The sequence below is a fragment of the Sphingomonas sorbitolis genome, from assembly GCF_036663875.1.
Lineage (GTDB): Bacteria > Pseudomonadota > Alphaproteobacteria > Sphingomonadales > Sphingomonadaceae > Sphingomonas.
In genome coordinates this window covers 396,322-422,399 of sequence record NZ_JAXOJS010000002.1, presented here as the reverse complement: position 1 = coordinate 422,399, position 26,078 = coordinate 396,322, and the positions used below count along the sequence as shown (strand labels likewise).

General features: G+C 65.8%; 24 protein-coding genes and 1 other RNA gene. 5 read left to right on the top strand and 20 right to left on the bottom strand.

Annotated elements, in window-relative coordinates; translation table 11 throughout:
* Nucleotides 1-7: 7 nt before the first annotated feature.
* Entirely contained in the window at nucleotides 8-2,527 is a 2,520-nt protein-coding gene (locus U1763_RS07300) for a penicillin-binding protein 1A (protein ID WP_332754689.1), read from the bottom strand.
* A 510-nt stretch (nucleotides 2,528-3,037) separates the two neighbouring features.
* Between U1763_RS07300 and hrpB the strand changes: the two genes are divergently transcribed.
* Both hrpB and U1763_RS07290 read left to right on the top strand, forming a co-directional pair.
* Nucleotides 3,038-5,560 carry an ATP-dependent helicase HrpB gene (hrpB, locus tag U1763_RS07295; RefSeq protein ID WP_332754688.1) on the top strand — a complete coding sequence of 841 codons (2,523 nt, stop codon included), beginning with the start codon at nucleotides 3,038-3,040 and terminating at the stop codon, nucleotides 5,558-5,560.
* Between the two features lie 9 nt (nucleotides 5,561-5,569).
* The gene (locus U1763_RS07290; protein WP_056051595.1) at nucleotides 5,570-5,851 is read left to right on the top strand and encodes an ETC complex I subunit; all 282 of its coding nucleotides are present in this window, start codon (nucleotides 5,570-5,572) and stop codon (nucleotides 5,849-5,851) included.
* 98 nt (nucleotides 5,852-5,949) lie between these two features.
* Here U1763_RS07290 and U1763_RS07285 read toward each other — a convergent pair whose 3' ends face one another.
* Genes U1763_RS07285 through U1763_RS07270 form a run of 4 tightly spaced genes read right to left on the bottom strand, consistent with a single transcriptional unit; the run spans nucleotide 5,950 to nucleotide 8,578 of the window.
* Complete coding sequence (locus U1763_RS07285; protein ID WP_443026890.1) at nucleotides 5,950-6,453, bottom strand: NUDIX hydrolase; 504 nt, start codon at nucleotides 6,451-6,453, stop codon at nucleotides 5,950-5,952.
* A complete protein-coding gene (locus U1763_RS07280) occupies nucleotides 6,450-7,115 on the bottom strand; it encodes a TPM domain-containing protein (protein ID WP_332754687.1) in 666 nt (221 codons plus the stop codon). The genes U1763_RS07285 and U1763_RS07280 overlap by 4 nt, the downstream gene beginning before the upstream one ends.
* 1 nt (nucleotide 7,116) lies before the next feature.
* On the bottom strand, nucleotides 7,117-7,971 hold the full coding sequence (locus U1763_RS07275; RefSeq protein ID WP_332754686.1) for a TPM domain-containing protein: 855 nt from the start codon (nucleotides 7,969-7,971) through the stop codon (nucleotides 7,117-7,119).
* 10 nt (nucleotides 7,972-7,981) lie between these two features.
* Entirely contained in the window at nucleotides 7,982-8,578 is a 597-nt protein-coding gene (locus tag U1763_RS07270) for a LemA family protein (RefSeq protein ID WP_132735877.1), read from the bottom strand.
* 104 nt (nucleotides 8,579-8,682) lie between these two features.
* On the opposite strand from U1763_RS07270, the gene mscL reads away from it, so the two are divergent.
* Entirely contained in the window at nucleotides 8,683-9,153 is a 471-nt protein-coding gene (gene mscL / locus U1763_RS07265; RefSeq protein ID WP_332754685.1) for a large conductance mechanosensitive channel protein MscL, read from the top strand.
* A gap of 149 nt (nucleotides 9,154-9,302) precedes the next feature.
* Here mscL and U1763_RS07260 read toward each other — a convergent pair whose 3' ends face one another.
* A complete protein-coding gene (locus U1763_RS07260) occupies nucleotides 9,303-9,734 on the bottom strand; it encodes an RrF2 family transcriptional regulator (protein ID WP_132735874.1) in 432 nt (143 codons plus the stop codon).
* Between the two features lie 101 nt (nucleotides 9,735-9,835).
* Here U1763_RS07260 and ssrA point away from each other — a divergent pair.
* Nucleotides 9,836-10,191: a transfer-messenger RNA gene (gene ssrA / locus U1763_RS07255) on the top strand.
* Nucleotides 10,192-10,239: 48 nt separating this feature from the next.
* Here ssrA and U1763_RS07250 read toward each other — a convergent pair.
* The 11 genes from U1763_RS07250 to U1763_RS07200 form a co-directional block, all read right to left on the bottom strand.
* Nucleotides 10,240-10,971: a hypothetical protein gene (locus U1763_RS07250; protein ID WP_332754684.1), complete on the bottom strand. Its 732-nt coding sequence runs from the start codon at nucleotides 10,969-10,971 to the stop codon at nucleotides 10,240-10,242.
* A 116-nt stretch (nucleotides 10,972-11,087) separates the two neighbouring features.
* Nucleotides 11,088-12,236 carry an acyltransferase family protein gene (locus tag U1763_RS07245; protein WP_332754683.1) on the bottom strand — a complete coding sequence of 383 codons (1,149 nt, stop codon included), beginning with the start codon at nucleotides 12,234-12,236 and terminating at the stop codon, nucleotides 11,088-11,090.
* 22 nt (nucleotides 12,237-12,258) lie between these two features.
* The gene (locus U1763_RS07240) at nucleotides 12,259-13,047 is read right to left on the bottom strand and encodes a GDSL-type esterase/lipase family protein (protein WP_332754682.1); all 789 of its coding nucleotides are present in this window, start codon (nucleotides 13,045-13,047) and stop codon (nucleotides 12,259-12,261) included.
* Nucleotides 13,048-13,133: 86 nt separating this feature from the next.
* A complete protein-coding gene (locus U1763_RS07235; RefSeq protein WP_132735862.1) occupies nucleotides 13,134-13,493 on the bottom strand; it encodes a response regulator in 360 nt (119 codons plus the stop codon).
* Between the two features lie 150 nt (nucleotides 13,494-13,643).
* On the bottom strand, nucleotides 13,644-16,076 hold the full coding sequence (gene pnp, locus U1763_RS07230) for a polyribonucleotide nucleotidyltransferase (protein WP_132895398.1): 2,433 nt from the start codon (nucleotides 16,074-16,076) through the stop codon (nucleotides 13,644-13,646).
* Between the two features lie 223 nt (nucleotides 16,077-16,299).
* Nucleotides 16,300-16,569, bottom strand: a complete 270-nt coding sequence (gene rpsO / locus U1763_RS07225; protein WP_055881152.1) for a 30S ribosomal protein S15 — start codon at nucleotides 16,567-16,569, stop codon at nucleotides 16,300-16,302.
* 18 nt (nucleotides 16,570-16,587) lie between these two features.
* On the bottom strand, nucleotides 16,588-17,613 hold the full coding sequence (gene truB, locus U1763_RS07220) for a tRNA pseudouridine(55) synthase TruB (RefSeq protein WP_332754681.1): 1,026 nt from the start codon (nucleotides 17,611-17,613) through the stop codon (nucleotides 16,588-16,590).
* 263 nt (nucleotides 17,614-17,876) lie between these two features.
* The gene (locus tag U1763_RS07215) at nucleotides 17,877-18,452 is read right to left on the bottom strand and encodes a thymidine kinase (protein ID WP_332754680.1); all 576 of its coding nucleotides are present in this window, start codon (nucleotides 18,450-18,452) and stop codon (nucleotides 17,877-17,879) included.
* A 314-nt stretch (nucleotides 18,453-18,766) separates the two neighbouring features.
* Complete coding sequence (gene rbfA, locus U1763_RS07210) at nucleotides 18,767-19,156, bottom strand: 30S ribosome-binding factor RbfA (protein ID WP_107954753.1); 390 nt, start codon at nucleotides 19,154-19,156, stop codon at nucleotides 18,767-18,769.
* A 115-nt stretch (nucleotides 19,157-19,271) separates the two neighbouring features.
* Nucleotides 19,272-22,139: a translation initiation factor IF-2 gene (gene infB, locus U1763_RS07205; RefSeq protein WP_332754679.1), complete on the bottom strand. Its 2,868-nt coding sequence runs from the start codon at nucleotides 22,137-22,139 to the stop codon at nucleotides 19,272-19,274.
* A complete protein-coding gene (locus U1763_RS07200; protein WP_332754678.1) occupies nucleotides 22,136-22,882 on the bottom strand; it encodes a DUF448 domain-containing protein in 747 nt (248 codons plus the stop codon). The genes infB and U1763_RS07200 overlap by 4 nt, the downstream gene beginning before the upstream one ends.
* Nucleotides 22,883-22,995: 113 nt before the next feature.
* On the opposite strand from U1763_RS07200, the gene U1763_RS07195 reads away from it, so the two are divergent.
* Nucleotides 22,996-23,304, top strand: coding sequence for a GIY-YIG nuclease family protein (locus tag U1763_RS07195; protein ID WP_332754677.1), 309 nt, complete (start codon nucleotides 22,996-22,998; stop codon nucleotides 23,302-23,304).
* A 130-nt stretch (nucleotides 23,305-23,434) separates the two neighbouring features.
* Here U1763_RS07195 and U1763_RS07190 read toward each other — a convergent pair whose 3' ends face one another.
* The 3 genes from U1763_RS07190 to rimP are packed head-to-tail and all read right to left on the bottom strand — an operon-like array spanning nucleotide 23,435 to nucleotide 26,054.
* On the bottom strand, nucleotides 23,435-23,674 hold the full coding sequence (locus tag U1763_RS07190; RefSeq protein WP_055881134.1) for a tautomerase family protein: 240 nt from the start codon (nucleotides 23,672-23,674) through the stop codon (nucleotides 23,435-23,437).
* On the bottom strand, nucleotides 23,674-25,458 hold the full coding sequence (gene nusA / locus U1763_RS07185) for a transcription termination factor NusA (RefSeq protein ID WP_332754676.1): 1,785 nt from the start codon (nucleotides 25,456-25,458) through the stop codon (nucleotides 23,674-23,676). Before nusA ends, U1763_RS07190 begins: the two co-directional genes overlap by 1 nt.
* Nucleotides 25,458-26,054: a ribosome maturation protein RimP gene (gene rimP, locus U1763_RS07180; protein WP_120301366.1), complete on the bottom strand. Its 597-nt coding sequence runs from the start codon at nucleotides 26,052-26,054 to the stop codon at nucleotides 25,458-25,460. The genes nusA and rimP overlap by 1 nt, the downstream gene beginning before the upstream one ends.
* Nucleotides 26,055-26,078 lie beyond the last annotated feature (24 nt).

Here is a 26,078-nt window from a genome sequence, read left to right as displayed (position 1 = left end):
AAGCGCGCTAGTAGATTCCGCCTTGTCTTTGCAAGAAATCGCTGTCGCGCGGGGCTTCGGCCTTCTTTACCGCGGTCGTCGTCGTGGCAGCCGTGGGGGCGACATCCGAGCGTCGCGCGGCGCGGCGCGGTTCGCTCTCGGGCTTGAACGCTTCCCAGATCACCGCGGGTTTTGGATCCTCAGTGTTCGGCCATGTGCCATAGACCGGTCGGCCGCTCGCGCGATCGATCCGGACCATGCGGATCCCGGCGGGCGCACGGAACGGCAGCTTGGGCAGATCCTCATACGCCTTCACCGCGAACTGCTTGAAGATCGGCGCGGCGAGCGTCCCGCCCTGCGCTGCGCCACCAAGGTTCTTCGGCGTGTCGAAACCGATATACAGACCGCCGACGAACTGCGGCGTGCCCCCGACGAACCACACGTCGGTCGGACCGTTGTTCGTGCCCGTCTTGCCGAACATCGGCCGGTCGAGATCGCGCAACGTCACCGCGGTGCCGCGCTGGACCACGCCCTCGGTGATGTGGACCATCTGGTAGGCGGTCATCGCGTCGAGCACCTGGCGCTGGCGCGTGATCGGCCGCGGCATCGGCTTGCCGTCCCAGTCGGGCGCGTTGCAGCGATCGCAGGGCCGCCAGTTCTCGGGCCAGATCACCTTGCCGTGGCGATCCTGGACGAAGTCGATCAGCGACGGCGGGCCGCCCTTGCCGTTGTTGGCGAGGATCGAATACGCGTTGACCATCCGCCCGACGGTCGTCTCGCCAGCGCCAAGCGCGTAGGAGAGATAGGGCGCGTAATCGCCGACGCCCATCTTCTTGATCGTCGCGACGACCTTCGGCATCCCAGTCTGCGCAGCGGCGCGCACCGTCATCAGGTTGCGCGACTGTTCGATACCCCAACGCATCGTATGCGGCCCGGCGCCGCGCGAATTGCCGAAGTTGCGGAAGCATTTCTGCCCCAGCCGTGCGCCCTGATACACGCAGAACGGCCCATCGACGATGATCGACGCAGGCGTCATGCCGTTGTCGAGCGCAGCGGAATAAACGATCGGCTTGATCGTCGACCCCGGTTGCCGCATCGCCTGAGTCGCGCGGTTGAACGCCTGCAACCGGTCGTCGAAGCCACCCTGCATCGCCAGCACGCGGCCCGACGCCGGCTCCTCGACGACGAACGCGCCCGACACCTTCGGGATCGCCCGCAACGCGAACGTACCACCGTCCGGCGCCACCGCGATGATGTCACCGGCCTTGATCGCGCCGAACGCATTGCCGCCCTTGCCGCGCACCGGCATCTGCGCGGCATAGCGCGGCAGCGTGCCGGTCTTGCCGGTGCGGAAGCCGAGGCTCCAGGCATTGCCGTCCTTACCCGTCACGATCGCCGCGACCCAATCGCGATAATCGAGCGCGATATTGCTGTTGAGCAATGGCTGGAGCCAGTTGTCGTCCTCGATCTCGACATGACGGATCGGGCCGTTCCAGCCGCGCCCGCTGTCGAACCGCACCAGACCATCACGCAAGGCTTGCTGCGCGAGATCCTGCAACTTCGCGTCGAACGACGTCCGCACCCACAGCCCGCCCGAATAGACGCTGTACGGGCCGTCCTTCGCGTTCTCGCCGAATTTCGCCATCAGCTGGCGACGGACTTCCTCGACGAAATAGCCGCCTACGCTCTCGAACTTCGGCGTGCGGCGCATCACCGCGCCGAGCGGCTCGGCATTCGCCTGGTCATGCTGCGCGCGCGTGATGAAGCCGTTGTCGAGCATCCGGTTGAGCACATAGTTGCGCCGGATCATCGCGCGCTCGGTATTGCGCACCGGATCGTAGTTCGACGGACCCTTGGGCAGGATCGCGAGATACGCCATCTGCGCGAGATCAAGCTGGTCGAGCTCCTTGTCGAAATACGCATGGCTCGCCGCCTCGACGCCGAACGCGTTCCGGCCGAGCGCGATCTGGTTGAGGTACAGCTCGAGGATCTGCTCCTTGGTCAGCGTATCCTCGATCTTGTACGCCAGCACCGCCTCGCGCAGTTTGCGCGACGGCGAATAGGCGTTGCCGATCAACAGGTTCTTGGCGACCTGCTGCGTGATGGTCGAGCCGCCCTTGGCGCGCTTGCCGGTGCCGAGCTTGGTCGCATAATCATACACCGCGCCGGCGAGGCCGGGATAATCGACGCCGTGATGCTCGAAGAACGACTTGTCCTCGGCGGCGAGGAACGCCTTCACCAGCAGCGGCGGATATTCGGCATAACTCAGCTCGACGCGCCGTTCGCGCGCGTACGAGTGGATCGGCGCCCCATCGATCCCGCGGACGTTGGTCGGCAGCGGCGGCTCGTAGGTGCGCAGCGTATCGACCGAAGGCAGGTCGCGCATGACCGCGAACCAGAACGCGAAGATCGCGACGAAGCCGAGCACGACCAGCACCAGCGCCGCCTTGGTCCACCGACTCGCCCACGCGCGCGCGACCCTGCCGCGCAGTCGGTCGGAGGTGCGGCCTGTCGCCGTCGTCGAGGTGGGGGAGGGGTCGGACGCCATGATTACTGGCGGAGCGTCTAGCAGGTTCGCGGGCGCTTGCCAGCCTTCGGTGGTGGGGGGGGGGCGGGCTGTCGCAAGGCGTTCGGCAGAGGCTTGCTGCTCTAAGGTCGTTCGGTGCTCAATCCGCTTGCCTCTGCGTACCACCCCGGCGAAGGCCGGGGCCCAATTGGAGAGGTGGCAATAACGGAGCGCAACAGCAGTCAGTGCCGTTTCCCAATTGGACCCCGGCCTTCGCCGGGGCGGTGCTGATGGCGGGCAGGTAAGCCATCGGCGTCCGTGAGCTCGAACGATCCTCCCCCGCCAGGGGGAGGTGGCACCGAAGGTGACGGAGGGGGAGGACACGCAACAGATGGCATCGCATACCGCCCCCTCCGTCAGGCAAGTGCCTGCCACCTCCCCCTGGCGGGGGAGGATCGAAAGCGCGCAATCCTCGGTTTGAACCCGCATCTTCCTAAGGGACCGCCCCAGCAAAACCTGTCGCCAACCGCGCTACTGTGGCAGCAGGCGCGCATGACCCCGCCGCCGCTCCCGATCCTGACCGTACTCCCCGACCTCCTCGCCACCCTACGCGACCGAACCTCCGCGGTGCTCGTCGCCCCCCCAGGCGCCGGCAAGACCACCGCCGTCGCCCCCGCGCTCCTTACCGAACCCTGGTGCACTGGCGAGATCCTCCTCCTCTCCCCCCGCCGCCTCGCCGCCCGCGCCGCCGCCGAACGCATGGCCTCCACCGCCGTCGAACCCGTCGGCCAGACCTTCGGCTACGCCACCCGCATGGACAGCAAGCGCTCCGCCGCCACCCGCGTCACGGTGATCACGGAAGGCATCTTTGTCGCCCGCATCCAGGCCGATCCCGAGCTCGCTGGCGTGTCCGCCGTCCTGTTCGACGAAGTCCACGAACGCAGCCTCGACGGCGATTTCGGTCTCGCGCTGGCGCTCGACGTGCAAGCCGGCTTCCGCCCCGACCTCCGCATCGTCGCGATGTCCGCAACGCTCGACGGCGCAAGGTTCGCGGCATTGATGGACGACGCGCCCCTGATCGAGAGCGAAGGCCGAAGCTACCCGCTGACGCTCCGCCATATCGGCCGCCAAGCCGAACTCCGCATCGAGGACTCGGTCGCGTCCGCGATCCGCCGCGCGCTCGGCGAAGCAGAGGGCGGCGTGCTCGCCTTCCTCCCCGGCGTCGCGGAAATCGAACGCACCGCCGACCGCCTCGCCAACCTGCCCGACGACATCGTCCTGCACGAACTCCACGGCAGCCTCGACCCCGCCGCGCAACGCGCCGCGATCCTCCCCGAACCAGACGGTCGGCGGAAAGTCGTGCTCGCCACCAGCATCGCGGAGACCAGCCTGACGCTCGACGGCATCCGGATCGTCGTCGACTCCGGGCTGGCGAGACGTCCGCGATACGATCGCGCGGCGGGGATGACGCGCCTGGTCACCGAGCGCGCGAGCCAAGCCGCCGTCACCCAGCGCGCCGGCCGTGCCGCGCGGCTAGGGCCGGGGATAGCGTATCGCTTGTGGGAGGAAGCGGCGACCGCCGGCCTTCCGCGCTACGATCCGCCCGAAATCCTGGAGGCTGACCTGTCGGCGCTGGTCCTAGCCTGCGCATTATGGGGGGTCGGCGATCCGCGAGACCTCCGCTGGATCGACCCGCCCCCCGCCGCCGCGATCGACGAGGCGATGGCGCGCCTGACGACGCTGGAGGCGATCGAGGATGGCCGCCCCACGTCACATGGCCGAGCGATCGCGGCGTTGCCGATGCCGCCGAGACTTGCGCACATGCTGCTAAGAGCAGGAGAGCAAGGACTGGCGCCGGTGGCAGCCCAAATCGCGGTCCTCCTCGGCGAACGCGGCATTGGCGGACAGGACGTCGACCTCGAAACTCGCCTCCGCCGCTGGAAAACCGAACGCGGCGCCAAGGCTAACGCGGCACGCGCAATGGCGGATAGGTGGGCGAAACTTGCTCCCCTCCCGCTTGCGGGAGGGGTCGGGGGAGGGCGCGACATACCCCAAGCGCGGGGCACTGCTGGGTCAGCCCCTCCCCCGACCCCTCCTGCAAGCGGAAGGGGAGCAGAGGTTTGCGTCGCACTTGGTTTCCCCGACCGTGTCGCACGCCGCCGTGACCCGTCCGGCGAGACCTGGGCTTCGGTCGGCGGCCGCGGGTTCAAGCTCGACCCGACCTCGCCGCTCGCCCGCTCCGAATGGCTCGCCGTCGCCGACACGCAGGGCTCGGCCGCCGGCGCGCGCATTCTCTCCGCGGTGGCGATCGACCAAGCCACCGTCGAAGCGCTCTTCGCCGACCGCATCGAATCCCGCCGCACGGTGACGTTCGACCCGACGACCGGCGGCATCCAGGCGCTCCGCGAACGCCGCCTCGGCGCGATCCGCCTGTCGAGCGGCCCCGACAGCGGCGCAGACCCGGACGCGATCCTCGCCGCACTGGTGGCGGGCGTCCGCGAGCACGGCCTCGCACTGCTACCGTGGAGCGACGGTGCGCAAGCCCTGCGCGACCGCGCCGCCTATGCGGGCGTCCCGCTCGACGACGCGACCCTGCTCGACCGCGCCGACGAATGGCTCGCACCGCTCCTGGCCGGCAAACGCCGACTCGACGCGATCGCCCCTGGCGCGCTCGCCGAAGCGCTGCGCAACCTGCTCGGCTGGGACGCGATGCAAACTATCGACCGGCTCGCCCCGCCCGATTTCACCAGCCCCGCCGGCAGCACCCACGCGATCGACTACGCCGCGGAAGGCGGCCCGCGTGTCGAACTCCGCGTGCAAGCCCTGTTCGGCCTCGCGGTCCACCCGACGATCGGCGAGGCGCGCGTACCGCTGGTGCTGAGTCTCACATCGCCCGCCGGCCGTCCGATCCAGACGACGCGCGACCTTCCCGGTTTCTGGGCGGGCAGCTGGACCGCGGTGGCGAAGGAAATGCGCGGCCGCTACCCCAAGCATCCCTGGCCTGACGATCCCGCTGCAGCCTCCGCCACGCTGCGCACGAAAAAGGCGGATGCAAGGGCCGCCGGTTCGCGATAAGGGGGGCGCATGCCAACCGCCCGTATCTTCCAGCGCCCCAAGAACGCCATGCAGTCCGGCAAGCACCGGACCGACGCCTGGCAGCTCGAATTCGAACCCTCGGAGCCCAAGCGCCCCGACCCGCTCACCGGCTGGGCCGGCAGCGGCGACACCCGCGACCAGCTGCGCCTGCTGTTCCCGACCGCCGAAGCCGCGATCGCGCACTGCGAGCGCGAGGGGTTTGGTTATACCGTCGTGCCGGCGCCGCAGAAGACGCTGAAGCTCCAGAGCTATGCGGATAATTTCAAGTAAGCGGAGGGAGCGGCGCTAGCCCTCCCGCACCTCCTTGTTCTCCCGCGAAGGTGGGAGCCCAGTCTGGGTCCCCGCCTTCGCGGGGAAACAGGTCTTGGTTAGAGGATCGACCCCGCCAGGATCAGCAGCATCTTGGTATCGATCGCCACGCCCGCCTTCCGCTTCTCGGCCACGAACGCCGGCATGTCGGCAAGCGCCACGCGGTGCACGGTGATGTTCTCGTCGCCATCGCCGCCGCCATCGCTCACCTTCGTCAGCCCGGTAGCGCGGACCAGCGTGAAGCATTCCGATGTCATTCCTGGTGATGAATAGAATACCCCTAAATTCTCGATCGCGTCCGCGCGGTAGCCGGTCTCTTCCTCAAGCTCGCGGCCGGCCGCGACTGCGACGCTCTCGCCCGCGGTTTCGTCACCGACCAAGCCTGCCGGCAGTTCGAGACACGTGCGACCCAGCGGTACGCGGAACTGCTCCACGAGGATAACGTCGCCGTCGTCGATCGCGATGATGACCGCCGCTGCGATCTCGCCTTGGCGCGCGGCGAATTCCCACGTGCCCTCGGTCTGCACGGTCAGGAATTTCCCGGCCCATACGGTCTTGCTCATAATTCGATCAGCCTGTCCGGAAGTTCGTTCACCGCAGCACCGGTCCGCGGGAAGTGCTCGGCCAATACCGCGCCGATCTGTGCCACCGCATCGGCCATGCCGTCAGCGGGACGATCGTCGCGGACGCCGGCCAGCACCGCCGCCATCGCCGCGCCCCAGGTTTCGTTCGGGACGCGCGAATGGATCGCGTCGTCGGCGATGATCTCGGCACGGTGCTCGGCCAGCGACAGATACAGCAGCACCCCGGTCGAACCCTTGGTGCGCTTCTCGGCCCCGGCACGAAACAGGAGCAGCGCGCGTCGCCGCACGCGTCGCGCCTTGGTCGCGCCCGGCGTCAACGCCACCCGCGCCGGCGTCCAAGCCAGCACCAGCCGCACCGCCAGGAACACCAGCGTCACCAGCACCAGCGCGATCACGTACAGCGCACCCTGTGGAGCCACCTGCCAGGGATCGACCAGCGCATATATATGATCCGCCGCGACCGGATGGTACGCTAACAGCGCTAGCGTCAGCAGCATCGCCAGCACCGCCCAGTGCATCGATACGTCGTGATATGCATCGGACTGCCGCGCGACGATCGTGACGATCTCGCCGGTCGTCGCGGTCTCCGCCTCGGTTACCGCCGCAGTGACGCGGTCGTGATCGGTGTCGCTCAACCGCATCTCACCAACTCCCCGAAGCGCCGCCGCCGCCGCCGGATCCACCGCCGCCGCCGCCGAAACCACCGCCGCCCCAGCCGCCGCCGCTATCGCCGCCGCCGCCACCGAAGCCACCACCACCACCGCCGCCGCCACGGGTCATCGCATCGGCGATGCTCCACAGCACGATCGGCAAGGCGCCGCTGCCACCGCCGCGGCTGCCGCCATCGACGTAATGCTTGCCGCCTGCACGCCGCGAGATCATCGGAATGACGATCGCCGCGAGCACGATCCCAAAGAAGATCAGCCCGATCGGCACGCCGCCGCCGCCTGAATTCGACCGGCGATGCGTTTTGTCATACTCCGCCGCCGCCGCCGTCACCTTCGCGCGCGCCTCCGCATCGGGGAGCGCAAGCTGGTCCGCCACCGCGTTCGTCCCCGCGACGATGCCGCCGGGAATGTCGCCCGCCTTGAAGCGCGGCAGGATCTGCTGGTTGATCACGACGCTGGAGAACGCATCGGTTAGCACCGGCTCGAGGCCATAGCCGACCTCGATCCGCACCTTCCGGTCGTTCGGCGCGACCAGCAGGATCGCGCCGTTATTCGCATCCTTCAGCCCGACGCCCCAGCTCCGGATCAGCGCATTGCCGTAATCCTCGATCGGATAGCCTTCGAGATCGGGCACGGTCGCGACGACCAGCTGGTTGCCGGTCGTCTTCTGCAGATCGTCGAGCCGCTTGGTCAGCGCCGCTTCCTGATCAGGCGGGATGACGTTTGCCGCATCGACGACGAAGCCGGTGAACTTCGGGAAGGTCTGCGCGGTTGCGGCGCCGCTTCCCAGCAGCACCGCGAACGCCAGCGTCAGGAGATGGCGGAGCATGATGCCCCGATCAGCTCGCGTTGCCGAAGTTCACCGTCGGTGCGGTCTCGGCACCCGGCGTGGTCGCCGCGAACGGCACCATCGGCTTGGCACCGTAGAAGATCTTCGCGCCGACCGCGTCGGGGAAGGTGCGGATCTTGGTGTTATACGCCTGCACCGCGCCGTTGTAATCGCGCCGCGCGATCGTGATGCGGTTCTCGGTACCCTCGAGTTGGCTCATCAGCGTGGTGTAGTTGGCCTGGCTCTTCAGTTCGGGATACGCCTCCTGCAAGCGCTGCAGCGACACGCCGACCGCACCCTGGACGCGCTGATACTGCTCCATCTTTGCCGGATCGGAGAGATCGGCGGCCGAAACCTGGACCGAGTTCGCGGCGGAGCGCGCCTGCGTCACCTGGACCAGGATATCCTTCTCCTGCGCGCCGGCCGCCTTCACGGTCGCGACGAGATTGGGGATCAGGTCGGCGCGACGCTGATAGTTGTTCTGGACGTCCGCCCAGCGTGCCTTCGCGGTTTCCTCGGCGGTCGGCACGCTGTTGATCCCGCACCCGGCGAGGGCCGATGCGAGGAGGATTGCGGCGGTACCGCGGGCGATTGGGGCACGTGACATCGGGGCTCTCCTGAATACCTGTGTCACCCTCATAGGACAGTCCGCAGGGTTGGCGAAACCGAAATCGGCGGTTAGCCTTGGGCCGGCAACAGAAGGGGGCGGCATTGCTCAAGGAATTCAAGGCGTTCATTATGCGCGGCAACGTGCTCGACCTCGCCATTGCCGTGATCATCGGCGCGGCGTTCGGGAAGATCGTCACATCGCTGACCGACGACGTGCTGATGCCGGTGATTGGCAAGATCTTCGGCGGGCTCGATTTCTCGAGCTATTTCTGGCGTATGGGGCCGGTGCCGGCGGGCTATGTCGGTTCGCTCACCGATTACGCCGCGTTGAAGAAGGCGGGCGTGCCACTGCTCGGTTACGGCGAATTCGCGACGCAGCTCGTCAATTTCGTGATCGTGGCGGGGATCATCTTCATGATCTTGCGCGTCGTGAACCGGACCGCGGCGCTGATCGAGCGCGAGACGGCACGGTTGAAGCGCGAGGAAGACGCTACGCCGGTCGCGCCTGCGCCCGAGCCGGTCGAGATCGCGTTGCTGCGTGAGATCCGCGACGAGTTGAAGGCTAGGGGGTGACCGCCTTGTCCCTCTCCCCTGCGGGGAGAGGGAGGGAGGAGCCATTAGGCGACGGAAGGGTGAGGGGCTTGAGGCTCGGGACGAGGTCCCAACGCCCCCTCATCCGACGCTACCGCGCCACCTTCTCCCCGCAGGGGAGAAGGGTAGAATTACGCCGCGACTAGATCCTCGGCGTTGGCGTCAGCCAGGCTCGTCCCATCGAGGATCCGCGCGGTCTCGTCCCGAACGCGCATCATCGCATAGCGGATCGCGCAATCCGCCTCGCTCTTGCAGTCGAGGCACGGCCGGTACGCGGTCCGGCTCACGCACGGCACCAGCGCGAGCGGCCCCTCGATGATCCGGATGATCTCGCCCAGCGAAATCAGATGGCTCGGCCGCGACAGGCAATAGCCGCCCATCTTGCCGCGATGGCTGATCAACAGCCCGGATTCACGCAGGTCGGCGAGGATCAGCTCGAGGAATTTCCGCGGAACGTTCGCCTCGGCGGCAATCCGCGTCATTGGGATGGGAGGGCCACCGGCGGGGGCACCGCCAAGGAAGATCATCGCGCGGAGCGCGTAGCGGGAGCGCTGCGTCAACATAATGCAGGTTGCTATGCACGCGCTTTGTGGCGAGCGGAAGGCGGTTTGGCACGCCGCGTGCTAGGACATTGGCGTTTCTCGATAAAAAAGCATCGGAGCCCGGGCTTTTCATCGCGTTGCGGCACGCCTATATCAGGCATGCCGTCGGGGGAATCTTCTCTTGGCGGCTATGGCGATAAACCGTGGCGTGTCATAGACACAGCGGACCCGGGGGCAGTACCCGGCGACTCCACCACCGCCCTCTTCGCAAGAGGGGGACGATGACGGGGTCGAACTAGGATCGACGTGTGTTCAACGACGCTATGTTTCGCTCGGAATGGGACCACCGCAACGGCCCATACACAAGTGCCAACGATAACGAAGCACTCGCAATTGCCGCATAACTGACGGTCTAACGACCTAAGTTATACGGACGAAAGCGCGGTTCGGGCCACACCGGGCAACAGAAGTGGACACCGGCGGTACGGGGGGCACCGAGCAACAGAAGCTCCCCACTATCCCCACATCACGCGGCGAGACGCTCCACCAGGCGGAGCACCGGCGGACTTATTCCGAGCAGCCCGATCAGCATTTGCGTCGCGACCAACACGCCACCGCCCCACCAATAGGCGGAATGGACGCGGCCGCGCGATCGCACGTCGAACACCATGCCCGCGATCACATAAAGCGCCATCACCGCAAACACCCCGAGCCCTGCGAACTTGCCGAGCAACGGCATCGGCAGGATGCGCCCGATCGCTGGCGACATGACGAGGATCGTCCCGCACAGCATCAGCCTCTTGTGCCACGCCGCCTGCCTGCGCAGCACGATCGCCCAGGCGGTCAGGATACCGAAGCCGATCACCCCCAGCACGTCGAGCACGAGGAAGATGCCGGGCGGAAAGAATGGCGGCACGCGGTGCTGCTCGATCGCCATGACGGTGGTGACGATGCCCAGCACCACCATCACGACCGCGATACCCGCACCGAGTGCGCCCAACTGCCGATGCCATTTGAGGGAACCGCGTACGATCAGCCAGTTCTGCACGACGTACAGCAGGATCCACGCCGAAAACGCGGCCGCGTGCAGATGCACCTGCGGCGGCAGCGCCAGAAAACTCCAGTGCATCCGCGCTGCGTTCATGGTGAAGCCGATGACAACCGTGGCGGCGATCGCAAGTGCCATGAGCAGGAAAAACCGCCGTTCGCTCGCGAGGACGCCGCGCTGTGGCGCCCCTGTCGTAATCGCCGTTGCCATCCTGTCGCCCCCGCGAGTCGATGCCCAGATACCGGACGATGATCGCAATCGGATGATCCGGCAAGCAAGTTTACAGGATGGTGGCGGCCTCTTGCGATAGATCAAGTCCTGGGGATTCAGACAAGGACTGCTTCGGTCTGCTTTGTCGAGTCAGGATAGCGACCATTGAGCAGGAACGAAATCAGGGGAAATCTTTCGACGGCCAGGAAATGCGCGGCATAGGTGATCGCCGATGCTGCCACGATCGTGATCGAGAATTCGACATAGGGGTTCCACGCTATGTGCATGAGCACGAGCTTTGCTGCGATGATGACCGGAAAATGCAGGATGTAGATCGTGAACGATGCATCCGCGAACCGCCGGACGATCGTCGGGATGGTCCGTATCGTGATCGCCGATCGCAGGATCAGGACCGATGCGGCGGGGGGGCATATCGCCATCCCGATCAGCTCGACGAGGTCGCCGACGATCGCCCGACGGAGCGGATCGAGCGCCAGTCTCACGCCGCCGAACCAGCCTGCATAGACGATACCGACGCAGACCAGGATGATGACCGGCATACGGATCGAGTGCGTCACCGCGCGGAACAGCATCGGCGACCGCGCGAGCAGGAAACCGAGAAGATAGAAGGGCGCATAGCCGAGCATCAGCTGGATATGCGACAAGGGCGCGGCATAATCCGGCGGGATATGGCCCGCGAGGATCTGCCGCGTCAGCATCGTCAGCGCACAGGAGGCGAGTGCGGTGGCAAGCAGGACGACCGTCTGCGCCGACCGGCCCGAGCCGATCGCTCCGTCGGCGATCGCCTGTTCGATCCATCCGATCACGCCGTGGCGACGATCGAACTGGTGAAACGCGTAGCTGAGCGGCGCATAGGCGAGCAGCGCGACGAGAAACCAGAGGTGATACCAGTCGTGCGCCAACACGAAGGGCCAGCGCGTGCGATCGGGGAGATCGTCGAGCATCCAGCCGATCAGTGGACAGATCACGAGCAGCCCGACCAGCAGCGGCACGCCGATCTGGATACTGCGCCGACCCAGCCACGCCAGCGGCGACCGGCGTCGCGCCATGGTGTAACCGCACAACAGGCCGGAGATCAGCATGAAGCTGCCCATCCGGAAGGCGTGCGATATCAGCGGGATCGCGGCAAATACGGGGATATGCTCGAGGCCGATCGCGCCGTGCAATATGACGCCGCCAAGCATCAGGATCGCCCGCCACATCGACAGGCCTTCGATCCTGGTGCCGGGCGCGCCGATGCTCATCGCCCGACGATCGCCCGACCGGTCAAGATTGCGCTTCTGACGGCTGGGGACATGCCCGGGCGGGCGCATGCCGTATGATGGTTTTCAGGGTCGGCTGGATCGCAGAGGTCAGCCTGCCATAGCCGGCAGCATTGAGATGGATGCCGTCATCGACATAAAACGCGCCGGGACGGTGGTTCACCAGGAACAGCGGGACGATGTTGACGAACGTCGCACCCGGTGTGCGTAGCGCGATCGCGCGCGCGGCGGTGTTGAAGGCGGTCTGTTCGGGAAGGTTGCCCCACCGCGTCGGCGTCGGCTTCAGCGACACGATCACGACCGGAAGATTGCCCCATCTAGCTGACTTCAGCTTCAGGAACGTCCGCAGGTTGGCGATATCGTCGGCGGCGCTAGCCCCTTTGGCGATATCGTTCTCGCCTGCGTAGAAGACGATCGCGCGCGGCGGCGTGCCGCGCGGCTCGTTGCGGATCATCTGCAGCAATTCGGGCATCGTCGCGCCGTCGACGCCGCGGTTGCGTGCGTCCAACGGTGCCATGTCGCTCGCCAGCGTGCTCCATTTGTGGATCGTCGAACTGCCGATGAACCACAGCGCGCAACCGTTCGCCGGACCGCCGTCGGGAAGCGTGGCGGATGCCGCACGCATCGCCGCGCGCGACTGCATCACGAGCACGCCGCCGCCGAAGACGACCGCAAAGACCGATGCGGCGACGCTCAGCTTGCCCAGCTCGGCCCACCGCGAAGCCGATCGGGTGGAATGGCGGCTATCGCTGTGAAGCCGAGCCGCAGGAATATCGTCGTCGCCTCGCGCCACTGCGCCTCACCTAATTGCCCTAGCCAGACGACATAGCCGGACGGTGTAAGCCAAACGTTAATCCGCAGCGATCGGCGCGGGCATGGTCAATCGAGTTGCTGGTGCAACAGTCGGCTCAACTGTGCGCCGGTATAAGGTTTGGGAATGAAACGAGCATCGCCCGGCAACATGGTCTCGCAGATCTCGCCGGCGCCCGACGTGACGAGGATGGCGATGTCCGGACGCCGATCATAGACGGCATTGGCCAAGCCGACACCATCGAGCTGGCCCGGCATCTTTATATCGGTGAACAAGGCGCCGATGTCGGGCCGTTCCTCCAGCCGCGCCAAGGCGTCGCTGGCGTTGCAGGCCTCGACCACCTCGAACCCGGCATCCTCCAGCGCAAGGTTGGAGTGAACGCGTACAAGCGGATCATCATCGACAACGAGGACCACGGACTTCGACATACTCTTCATATCGGTTCGAACCGCTGGCCGATCGCTCCGTTCCGAGCTTGGCCGACTTCTTTGTGAAACAATGCGACGGACCGCTCGTCGCATAGAAAAAGGGGCCCGGTTTCCCGAGCCCCTTCCACATTACCACAGTGCGGCAATGCTTTAGTCGCGATCGCCCGTCAGGAACGCCGGGGCGAACTCGGGGGCCTTGTCGCCCTCGGAACGCTCGGCGCGGGGAGCGCGGCCTTCAGTCTGGGCACCGCCACCGCCGCCATCGCGACGCGGGCCACGGCCACCGCCGTTGCCGCCTGCGTCGCGGCCGCCATCGCCGTCGCGACGTGGGCCACGCGAGCCACGGTCACCGCCGCCGCCTTCGCCGCGCGGACCACGACCGCCGCCGCCGTTGCCGGCATCACGACCGCCATCGCCATCGCGACGTGGACCGCGCGGACCACGATCGCCACCCTCACGGGGCTCACGTGCAGGACGCGTGTCCTCCAGCTCTTCGCCGGTCGTCTGGTCGACGACGCGCATCGACAGGCGAACCTTGCCGCGCGGATCGATCTCGAGAACCTTGACCTTGACCTCCTGGCCTTCGGTCAGGGCGTCCGAGACCTTCTCGACGCGCTCGTTCTTGATTTCGGACACATGGACGAGACCGTCCTTGCCACCCATGAAGTTCACGAACGCCCCGAAATCGACCAGGTTGACGACCTTGCCGTCATAAACCTTGCCGACTTCGGCTTCCTCGACGAGGCCCTTGATCCACTTGATCGCGGCTTCGATCTGCGCGGGGTCGGACGACGACACCTTGATCACGCCTTCGTCGTCGATGTCGACCTTGGCGCCGGTCTGCGCGACGATCTCGCGGATCACCTTGCCGCCGGTGCCGATGACTTCACGGATCTTCGACTTGTCGATCTGGAAGCTCTCGATGCGCGGTGCGTGCGCCGACAGTTCCTCACGCGTGTGGTCGAGTGCCTTGGCCATCTCGCCGAGGATGTGCGCGCGGCCTTCCTTGGCCTGCGCCAGCGCCTTGCCCATGATCTCTTCGGTGATGCCGGCGATCTTGATGTCCATCTGCATCGTGGTGATGCCCTCGGACGTGCCCGCAACCTTGAAGTCCATGTCGCCGAGGTGATCCTCGTCGCCGAGGATGTCGCTGAGAACCGCAAAGTTCTTGCCCTCGAGGATCAGACCCATCGCGATGCCCGACACCGGACGCTTCAGCGGAACGCCGGCATCCATCATCGACAGCGAACCGCCGCAGACCGTTGCCATCGACGACGAGCCGTTGCTCTCGGTGATGTCCGACAGGACGCGGATCGTGTACGGGAACTCTTCCTTGGTCGGCAGCACCGGGTGCAGCGCGCGCCATGCGAGCTTGCCGTGACCGACTTCGCGACGACCCGGCGCACCGAAGCGACCGACTTCACCGACCGAGTATGGCGGGAAGTTGTAGTGCAGCATGAAGTTTTCGTACGACAGGCCATTGAGACCATCGATCATCTGCTCCGCATCGCGCGTACCGAGCGTGGTGGTGCAGATCGACTGCGTCTCGCCGCGCGTGAACAGCGCCGAGCCGTGCGTACGCGGGAGGAAGTGGACCATCGCCTCGATCGGACGGATCTGCGTGGTGGTGCGGCCGTCGATGCGGGTGCCGTCCTTGAGGATGGCGCCGCGGACGATCTCCGCCTCCAGCTTCTTCATCAGCTTGCCGGCTGCCATCTGGTCCTGCGGCGACGCGTCCGCAAATGCGGTCTTGCCCTTCGCACGAGCGGCATTCAGCAGGTCCGACCGCTTGGACTTGTCGGTCACCTTGTAGGCGGCCGCGATGTCCTTGCCGATCAGCTTCTTCAGCTTGTCCTTGGCGGTCGACAGGTCAGCCTGCTCGGCCATTTCCCAAGGATCCTTCGCGGCCATCTCGGCCAGATCGATGATCAGGTTCGCGGCCTCGCGGCAGGCCTTGTGGGCGAACTGCACGGCGCCGAGCATGATCTCTTCCGAAAGCTCCTTGGCTTCCGATTCGACCATCATCACGGCCTGGCCGGTGGCGGCGACGACGAGGTCGAGATCGCCAGCCTTGGCTTCCTCGAGCGTCGGGTTGAGGATGTACGCGCCATCGACGTAACCGACGCGTGCTGCGCCGATCGGGCCCATGAACGGCACGCCCGAGATCGTCAGCGCTGCCGAGGCCGCGACCATCGCGAGGACGTCCGGCTCGTTCTCGCCGTCATACGACAGAACCTGGCAAATCACGTTGATCTCGTTGTAGAAACCCTCTGGGAAAAGGGGACGGATCGGGCGATCGATGAGACGGCTGGTCAGCGTCTCCTTTTCGGTCGCGCCACGCTCACGCTTGAAGAAGCCGCCGGGGATGCGGCCGCTCGCGGAGAACTTCTCCTGGTAATGGACGGTGAGCGGGAAAAAATCCTGCCCTTCCTTGACGGTCCGTGCAGCCGTCACGGCGCACAGAACGACGGTCTCGCCGAGGGTGGCGAGGACTGCGCCGTTGGCCTGGCGCGCAACGCGGCCGGTCTCGAGCGTCAGCGTCTTGCCGCCCCACTGGGCGCTTACGGTCTTGGTATCGAACATTCTTTTTCCTTCACTCCGGTCGCCAGATGCGAACGGGGCCTATGTGCGGGCTTAGCCGGCCCGCGGCGGTGTGGGATGAATTGTCATCCCAGGAGGGGTGGCCGAATTGCCGCCGCTCCAGTTCCTTGTTCCCCCGCGAAGGCGGGGGCCCAGTCTGGACTCCCGCCTTCGCGGGAGAACAACCCTATATACGAAAACGGCCCCCCGAGGGGAGCCGTCTAAGTTACTTGCGGAGACCGAGCTTCGCGATCAGATCCAGATAGCGCTGGCCGTCCTTATGACGGAGATAATCCAGCAGCGTCCGGCGCTTGTTGACCATCATGAGAAGACCACGACGCGAGTGGTTGTCCTTCTTGTGGCCCTTGAAATGCTCGGTAAGGTTCTTGATGCGCTCGGTCAGGATCGCGACCTGGACTTCCGGCGAACCGGTGTCACCCTCCGCGCGCGAATGCTCCTTGACGAGCTCGGTCTTGCGTTCAGCGGTAATCGTCATGAATTCATGTCCTCGACATCACAGATTGAAACCGCGAACGACCCGGACGTCTCCGTCCTCGACCTCGACCAGCGCGACCGGGACAGCGTCCAGTTCGGCGAAGTATTGGCCATCGTCTGCGGCGATCCCGGCCAAGATACGCCCCTGTCGGAGCGCCCCTGCCTGGTCGGGGGTGAGGGAGAGAGCCGGGATGTCGTCCAGCGCCACCCTCAAGGGCAGAAGTACATCTTCAAGCGCGGAGGCCTTAGCGAGTTCGTCCAGTTTGTCCAGCGATATCGCGGCGCTGAGGTCGAACGGACCGGCCTTGGTGCGGCGGAGCATGGTGACGTGGCCGACGGTGCCGAGCGCGAGCGCGATGTCGCGCGCGAGGGAGCGTATATAGGTGCCCTTCGACACATGCGCGGTGAGGGTGACCTCCTCGAGTGGGGAGTGGGGGAGGGGCGCATCCTGCAATTCCTCCCCGGCACGGGGAGGGGGACCGCCGTCCGCTTGGACGGGGGGGGAGGGGGGCTCGCCACCAGCGGAACGCTCGTGGAAGCCCCCCTCCACCAGCTGCGCTGGTCCCCCTCTCCGTACCGGGGAGGATAGCGAGTGAATCGTTACATCCCGGCTCGCGAGCACCACTTCATGCCCGGCCCGCGCCAGATCATAAGCCCGCTCCCCATCCACCTTCAGTGCCGAATAGGCAGGCGGCACCTGAGAAATCGCCCCGGTGAACTGCGCGAGAACCGCCTCGACCGCCGCCAAAGTCGGCCGCACATCGGACGTCGCGATACTTACGCCTTCAGCATCGAGCGTATCCGTCTGAACCCCGAACATCACCGTAAAATCATAGATCTTGTCGCTATCGAGCATCCGCCCAGCCAGCTTGGTTGCCTCCCCGACGGCAATCGGCAGCACGCCCGTGGCCAGCGGATCAAGCGTCCCCCCATGCCCCACCTTGAACTTCCCATACCCGCCGCTCCGCAAGGCACGCTTCACCGCCGAAACGCCCTGCGTCGAGCCAAGCCCCAGCGGCTTGTCGAGAATGATCCAGCCATGCATGTCTTAAATCCTAGAATATCGAACGTATGTGCCGGGGATCATCTCAACCAAGTCCGTCGCCAACCAATCCCGTCGCCGAACGAGCCCGTTACCGACCGACCCCGTCACCGACCGACCTTGTCACCGACCGACCCAAACTCGTCACCCCAGCGAAAGCTGGGGTATCCCACGGGTCAGATGACGCCCGCCAAATATTGAGATCCCAGCTTTCGCTAGGATGACGGGAGAGGAGGGGTGGAGCGGCGGCACTCCGACCGTGAGACCTAACCCAAGGCCTCGCAAAAATGCCGCCGACACAGCGCGACATACCGGTCGTTCCCGCCGATCTCGGTCTGCTGCCCCTCGGCAATCGCCCGCCCGTTCCCATCGACCCGCAGGTTCATCGTAGCTTTCCGCCCACACCCGCAAACCGACTTGATCTCCACCAGCGAGTCCGCGAGCGCCAGCAACCGCGCCGACCCCGGAAACAGCGCCCCCTGGAAATCGGTCCGCAATCCATAGGCCAGCACCGGAATGCCAACCACGTCGCAGATATGCGCAAGCTGATCCACCTGTGCAGACGTCAGAAACTGTGCCTCATCCACCAGCACGCAAGAAATCGCGTCCTCGCCGTGCTGCCTCGCCACGCAAGCCCCGATATCCGTCCCCGCATCGAACGCGATCGCCGGCGCCTCCAGCCCGATCCGCGACGTGATCGTCCCCGCCGCGAACCGGTCGTCGATCGCCGCCGTGAACAACATCGTCCGCATCCCCCGCTCACGGTAATTGAAGTCCGCCTGCAAAAGGTTCGTCGACTTCCCCGCGTTCATCGACGCGTAGTAGAAATACAGCTTGGCCATGGGGGCAAAGAGCGGGAACGCGGGGGGATGTCCAGAGGCGTTACGCTCTACCCCATATCCGTTCGTCCCGAGTAGCTGCTGAGCTTGTCGAAGCGGCGTATCGAAGGACAGGTTGGTGGGCGGAACCTGTGCTTCGATACGAGCCCTCGATACGGCTCTTCGAGCCTACTCGGTCTCTACTCAGCACGAACGGGGAGGGGGAAGGGCACGAGGAGCGCAGAAGGTTCGGAACGGGACAGGACGTAGGAGGCGTTTCATTCCAATCGCCGTAAAGCCCTTACCGACTGCGAGCGAGGTGCTCGCAGCCCTGCAAGTCAATCTTCAGCCAGATCCCGCGCAACATGCGGATCGCGCAACAACTGGTCGATATGCGTCCCCTCGTCGAAGCTCTCGTCCGCCAGGAACTTCAGCTTCGCCGCATACCGCATCTGCACCCGGTTCGCGACTTCGCGCTGGAGGTAGGCGGTGTTGGTTCGCAGCGCCTTAAGCACCTTCTCCTCGTCTTTGCCGAGCAACGGCTTCACGAAGACGGTGGCGTGGCGGAGATCAGGGGACATGCGGACTTCGGTGATCGTCACGAGGTGCTTTTCGAGCACCGGATCGTGGACGTCGCCACGCGCGAGGATGTCGGACAGCGCGTGACGCGCTTGCTCGCCGACTCGTAACGAGCGGACGGCCTTTGCTTCTGGGGTATCGGTCTTCATCTTAAGCTCCCTCTCCCCCTCGGGGAGAGGGCGGGGGTGAGGGGCGCCTCATACGCCAGCGCCTGGGACAGCCCCTCACCCAACCCTCTCCCCGCAGGGGAGAGGGCTTTAGTAGTTACAAAGTACGTTCGCGCATCTCGACTTCGAACGTCTCGAGGACGTCGCCGGCCTTGATGTCGACGAAGTTCGACGTGAACGTCACGCCGCACTCGAGCCCCGCACGGACCTCGGCGACATCATCCTTGAAGCGACGCAGCGATGCGATTTCGCCCTGGTAGATGATGACGTCGTTGCGCGTGATACGCGCCTTGAGCGCCTTGCGGATGTTGCCCTCGGTGACGAGCAGACCTGCCGCCTTGCCGTGCTTGCCCGCCGAGAAGACCTCGCGGATATCGGCACGACCGACGACCGTCTCGAACGCTTCCGGCCCAAGCTCGCCTGCCATCCCCGCCCGGATCTCGTCGATCAGGTCGTAGATCACGTCGTAATACTTGAACGCGACCTTCTGGCGTTCGGCGATCTCGCGGGCCTTGGCGTTCGGGCGAACGTTGAAGCCGATGATCGGTGCACCCGATGCCGCCGCCAACGTGACGTCCGACTCGGTGATGCCGCCGACGCCCGAGCTCAGCACGCGCGCCTTGATCAGGTCGGTGGAGATCTTGTTGATCGCCCCGACGATCGCCTCGACCGTGCCCTGCGTATCCGCCTTCACGACCAGCGGATATTCGATCGCCTGCTTTTCCTTCAGCGCCGAGAACATGCTCTCGAGGCTGGCAGGAACCGATGCGGTCCGCTTGTCGGTCTTCACGCTGCGACGATATTCCGCGACTTCGCGGGCGCGTGCCTCGTTCTCGACCACCTGGAACGGATCGCCCGCCTGCGGGACACCCGACAGACCGAGGACCTCGACCGGCATCGCCGGACCCGCTTCCTTGATCTGCTTGCCCTTGTCGTCGACCAGCGCGCGGACCTTGCCGCTCTCGCCACCGACCACGAAGATGTCGCCGACCCGCAGCGTACCGCGGTTGACGAGGATCGTCGCGACCGGGCCACGACCCTTGTCGAGCTTGGCCTCGATCACCGTACCCTCGGCAGCGCGATCCGGATTGGCGCGCAGTTCGAGAAGTTCGGCCTGGAGCTGGATCTTCTCGATCAACGCGTCGAGACCGATCTTCTTGGTCGCGGAGACTTCGACGTCCTGGACGTCGCCGCCCATGTCCTCGACCACGATCTCCTCGCTCAGCAGGCGCTCGCGCACCTTCTGGGCATTGGCGCCTTCCTTGTCGATCTTGTTGATCGCGACGATCATCGGCACGCCCGCCGCCTTGGTGTGGGCGATCGCTTCCACCGTCTGCGGCATCAGGCCGTCGTCCGCCGCCACCACCAGGATGACGATGTCGGTTACGTCCGCGCCACGCGCACGCATCTGCGTGAACGCTTCATGGCCCGGGGTGTCGAGGAAGGTGATCTTCGACTTGTCCTTCAGCGTGACCTGGTAGGCGCCGATATGCTGGGTGATCCCACCCGCTTCGCCGCGCACCACGTCGGTGCCGCGCAGGGCATCGAGCAGCGACGTCTTGCCGTGATCGACGTGACCCATGATCGTGACGACCGGCGCACGTGGCTTGAGCGTCTCCTCGGCATCGTCGATCGTGTCGTTGGCCAGATCCTGGTCGACATCGCTGACGCGCGTCAGGTTGTGGCCGAACTCGGTGACGAGCAGCTCGGCGGTATCCTGATCGATCGTCTGCGTCATCGTGACGGGCATGCCCATCTTGAACAGCGCCTTGACGAGGTCGGCACCCTTCTCGGCCATGCGGTTGGCGAGTTCCTGCACCGTGATCGCCTCGGGGACCACGACGTCGCGGATCTGCTTGGCCTGCGCCTCGCGCGGACCACCGGTGCCACGACGCTCCTTCTCGCGCGCACGCTTCAGCGCGGCGAGCGAGCGAGCACGTGCACCATCACCATCGCCGAGCGCGCGGTTGACGGTGAGCTTGCCCGAAGTGCGACGATCGTCGCCCTTGCGGTCACGCTGCTGCGGACGCGCTGGCACGGCGTCGCGACGAACGCCACCAGCCGGAGCATTGACGCCGGTCGCACCGGGGCGCGCCGCGGTCGTGCCGGCATTCGCGGCCGTGGTCGGCGCTGCGGCAGCGGGTGCTGCGACAGGCTTTGGCGGCGGCGGAGGACGCTCTGGACGCGCCACCGGCGAGAACCGGCGCGGTGCCGGGAACGCCGGATCGCGGGTCAGTTCAATGACGGGCGGCGGTGCCGGCGGTGCAACAGGAGCCGGCGCAGGCTTGGGAGCCGGCGCAGGAGCAGCCACTACCGGAGCCGGAGCGGGCTTTGGTGCGGGCGCAGTCGCCGCGGCAACCGGCGCCGGGGCAGGCGCCGCAACAACGGGAGCTTCGACCGGAGCCGGCGCAGGCGCTGGCGTCGGAGCCGCGACCGGAGCGGGAGCCGCTTCGACCACAGGGGCTGGTGCGGGCGCAGGCGCAGGGGCCTCGACCGGCTTCGGCGCCTTGGCCTCAGCCTCGGCACGCGCACGATCGGCGACGCGATTACGCTCGTCTTCGATCGCCTTGGCCCGCTCGGCTTCCTGGCGACGACGCCCTTCTTCCAGCGTGTTCATGCGCTGCTCTTCGGCCTCGCGGAGCAGCTTGGCCTGGCGCTCCTGCGGCGACAGATTGCTCTGCTGCTGACGCACGGGGGCGGGCGCAGGCTGCGGTGCGCGCGCCTGCGGTGCCGGGGCTGCGGGGGCAGCCTCCGGGGCGGGCGCGGCAACCGGTGCGGCATCCGCGACCTGCACGTCGGGCTCGCCCGGACGGCGCAGGACGCGCGCGCGCTTGGTTTCCACGATCACCGTATTCGATCGGCCGTGGCTGAAGCTCTGCTTCACCTGGCCGGTCTCGACCGTGCGCTTCACACCCAAAGGTGCGCGCATGCCAAGTTTCGGCTTCTCGTTGTCCGTGTCGCTCACTCAAATTCCTCAGTCATGTCCACGGCCGGGCGTGTTCCGGTCGATCCGGACGCCTGTTGTATCGGTGGCGCCCCATTTTGTGGTGACGCCGATGCGCCCTGCGAGGCCGTTTCGCAAGACACGGAAGAAGGTTCGGGGCCGATAAAATGCAGCCAACGGTCGAGCGCTTCGCTCACCCGCTTTGCTGCAGCGCGGTCGGTCAGGCCAATGTGTACCACATTTTCCCGCCCCAGCGCCAACGCCAATATGGTGCGTGACACAGGGAGTGCCAACCCCCGCAAACCCGAGCCCTCGACATCGTTGCCGATGCGCCACGCCTGATCAAGCTTGCGGTTGCCATCCTCGGCAGCGTCGGACGCGTGATACAGCGCCTTCAGCTTGCCTTGGCGTGCGTTCTGCTCGATCCGGTCGGAGCCGATCAGCACCGTCCCCGAACGCGATTCGAGCCCGAGCCGGTCGAGCGCGTTACGCTCCAGCGCGGATTCGATCTTGGCGGGAAGATCGGGATCGATGGTGAACTCGCCGGTCTTGAACGCGCGGGAAAGAGCACCCTTGAGCTTACCCTTCTTGATCGCGGCTTCGAGCTCGACTCGCGTGACACCGATCCACGCGCCGCGGCCCGGAGCCTTGGCACGTACGTCGGGAAGGATCTGGCCATCGGGCGACAACGCGAGTCGCACCAGATGCGGCCGCACGTCGCGCTCACCCGAAAGGATGCATTTGCGGATGGGTTCGTCGGTCATGCGGCGATCCCTTCGGTACGCGGATGGGTGGATGCCGGAACAAGCCCGGCATGACGCAATACTTCGTCACCCCGGACTTGTTCCGGGGTCCACGGTGCCGCACTCTCCAAGCCATGAGGAACAGACAGCCCTGCGTCTACATCCTCTGCAACGGCTACAATGGCACGCTGTACGTCGGCGTCACGTCCAACCTGATCGGCCGCATCCTCCAACACAGAGAAGGCACTTTCGAAGGCTTTACCAAACGCCACGGCATCATCCGTCTGGTCTGGTACGAAATGGCCGACACGATGGAAGCTGCCATCGCATCCGAGAAGCGGATCAAGAAGTGGCACCGCGACTGGAAAATGAACCTGATCGAGCGCGACAACCCGCATTGGGACGACCTCGCCGTAGCGTTGGGCCTCGACCCACTGCCCTAAGTCACCCCCGTCCTGCCGGGCTAGTTCCGGCATCCATGGCTCCGCAAACCAACCGGCCGTAGAGAGTGCCGACGGATGGACCCCGGAACGAGTCCGGGGTGACGGATATAATGATGAAAGCTCTAGCGCCTCATCGGGAGGGTTCCGCATGTGCGTCCTCCTGCGCTGGAGTCGTCTTCGGAGCGTCGCGGTCGACCAGCAGCTGGCCGCCCGCGCCGTAATTTTCGGTCGAGACCTCTTCGATCACGATCTGCACCGCAGCCGGGTTCTTTCCCAGCCGCTGCACGAGCGACTGGGTAACGTCGGCGACGATGCCGGACTTCTGGTCCTTGGTGGCGGACCCCGAGATGCGGATGCTGACGAAGGGCATCAGGCCTTGTCGCCCTCGCTCTTCGTGTTGGTCTTGTCCGCCGCGTCCTCGACTGAGGCGTCGTCCGCCGCAGCGTCCTTAGCCACGGCTTCGTCGGCCGTCGTCTCTTCAGTCGCAGCGTCCTCGACCACGGCGTCATCAGCCGAAGCCTCTTCCACCGGAGTCTCGTCCGCCTCGACGTCGTCAGCCGAAGCCTCGGGAGCCTCGGGAGCCTCGTCTTCGAACCAATGCGCGCGAGCGGCCATGATGATCTCGTTGCCCTGTTCGTCGCTCAGGCCATATTCCGCGAGAATCCCGCCCTTGGGCTCGGGACGCTTCGGCGCGTCCTCATTCCGACGACGCGGCTCGACGCGCTTCTTCTCGACCAGCTCGTCGGTCGCGAGATCGGCAAGGTCGTCGAGCGTCTTGATGCCCGCCTTGCCGAGCGTGACCAGCATCGCCTCGTTGAGATACGGCATGCCCGCCAGCGCGTCCTCGACGCCGAGCGCGGTACGCTCTTCGCGGCTCGCCGCGTCGCGACGCTCCAAAGCCTCGGTCGCACGGTTCTGCAATTCGCCCGCCAGATCCTCATCGAAGCCCTCGATGCCGGCGATCTCCTCGACCTCGACATACGCGACCTCTTCGAGGTTCGTGAACCCTTCGGCGACCAGCAGCTGCGCGAGCGTCTCGTCGACGTCGAGCTCCTTCTCGAACATCGCCGAACGCTCGACGAAGTCCTTCTGGCGCTTCTCCGACGCGTCAGCCTCGGTGAGGATGTCGATCGCCTTGCCGGTCAGCTGCGACGCAAGCCGCACGTTCTGGCCACGACGGCCGATCGCCAGCGAAAGCTGGTCGTCGGGAACGACCACTTCGATGCGCTCTTCTTCCTCGTCGATCACGACGCGGCTGACCGAAGCCGGCTGCAATGCGTTGACGACGAAGGTCGCGATGTCGGGCGACCAGGGGATGATGTCGATCTTCTCGCCCTGCATTTCCTGGACGACGGCCTGGACGCGCGAGCCCTTCATGCCGACGCAGGCGCCGACCGGATCGATGCTCGAATCATGCGAGATGACGCCGATCTTCGCGCGCGAACCGGGATCGCGGGCTGCGGCCTTGATCTCGATGATGCCGTCGTAGATCTCGGGCACTTCCTGCGCGAACAGCTTCTTCATGAAGTCTGGGTGCGCGCGGGACAGGAAGATCTGCGGCCCACGGTTCTCGCGGCGGACGTTCAGGATCAGCGAGCGGATACGGTCATTGACACGCACCACTTCGCGCGGAATCTGCGCGTCGCGGCGGATCACGCCCTCGGCGCGGCCCAGGTCGACGACGACATGGCCGAACTCGACGCGCTTGACGACGCCGGTGATGATCTCGCCCGCGCGGTCCTTATACTCTTCGAACTGGCGCTCGCGCTCGGCGTCGCGGACCTTCTGGAAGATGACCTGCTTGGCGGCCTGTGCGGCGATGCGGCCGAACTCGATCGGGGGCAGCGGATCGACGATGAAGTCGCCGAGCGCCGCGTCCTTCTGGAGCTTTTGCGCGCCCTTGACGTCGACCTGCTTGAAATAATCGTCGACCGCCTCGACCACTTCGACGACGCGCCACAAGCGCAGATCGCCGGTGTTCGGATCGAGCTTCGCGCGGATGTCGTTCTCGGCGCCGTAGCGCGAGCGGGCGGCGCGCTGGATCGCGTCCTCCATCGCCTCGATCACGATCGCCTTGTCGATCATCTTCTCCGACGCGACCGAATTCGCGATCGCGATCAGTTCCGCGCGGTTTGCGGTGACTGCCGTGGCCATCAATGCTGTCCTTCTTCGGTGTCGGCCTCGTGAGCATCGGGCTCATCGGTGGGCGTATCTTGATAGAAAACCTCGTCCGCGCCTTCGGTTGAAAGCGGCGCGGTCGCGGCGATGAGACGGTCGGTCATGACGAGCTTGGCGTCGGCGACCTGCGAAAAGTCGATCGTCATGAGCTTGTGCTTGTTGACGTCGACGGTGATCTTCGTCCCCTCGACACCCATCAGATTGCCCGAGATCTGTTTCCGGTCCTCGAACGGCTCGACGAGGCGGATACGCGCCTCCTGGCCTTCCCAGTCGGCAAAGTCCTGGAGCCGAGTCAGCGGGCGATCGATACCCGGGCTCGACACTTCGAGACGGTACGCGTCCTCGCCGACCGGATCCTTGCCCTCGGCTTCGAGCGCATCGAACTTGTCCGAGATCCGGCGCGACAGCTCGGCACAGTCGTCGATCAGCAGCTGGCGCGTGTCAGGGCGCTCGGCCATCACCTGCAACGTCGGATCGGACTTGCCGCCCTGCATGCGCACACGCACGAGGCTGAGGCCGAGCGCGGTCGCCTCGGGTTCGATCAGGTCGGTCAGCAGGGCGATATTCGCCATCGAAATTCCAAACAGGGCCAAAGC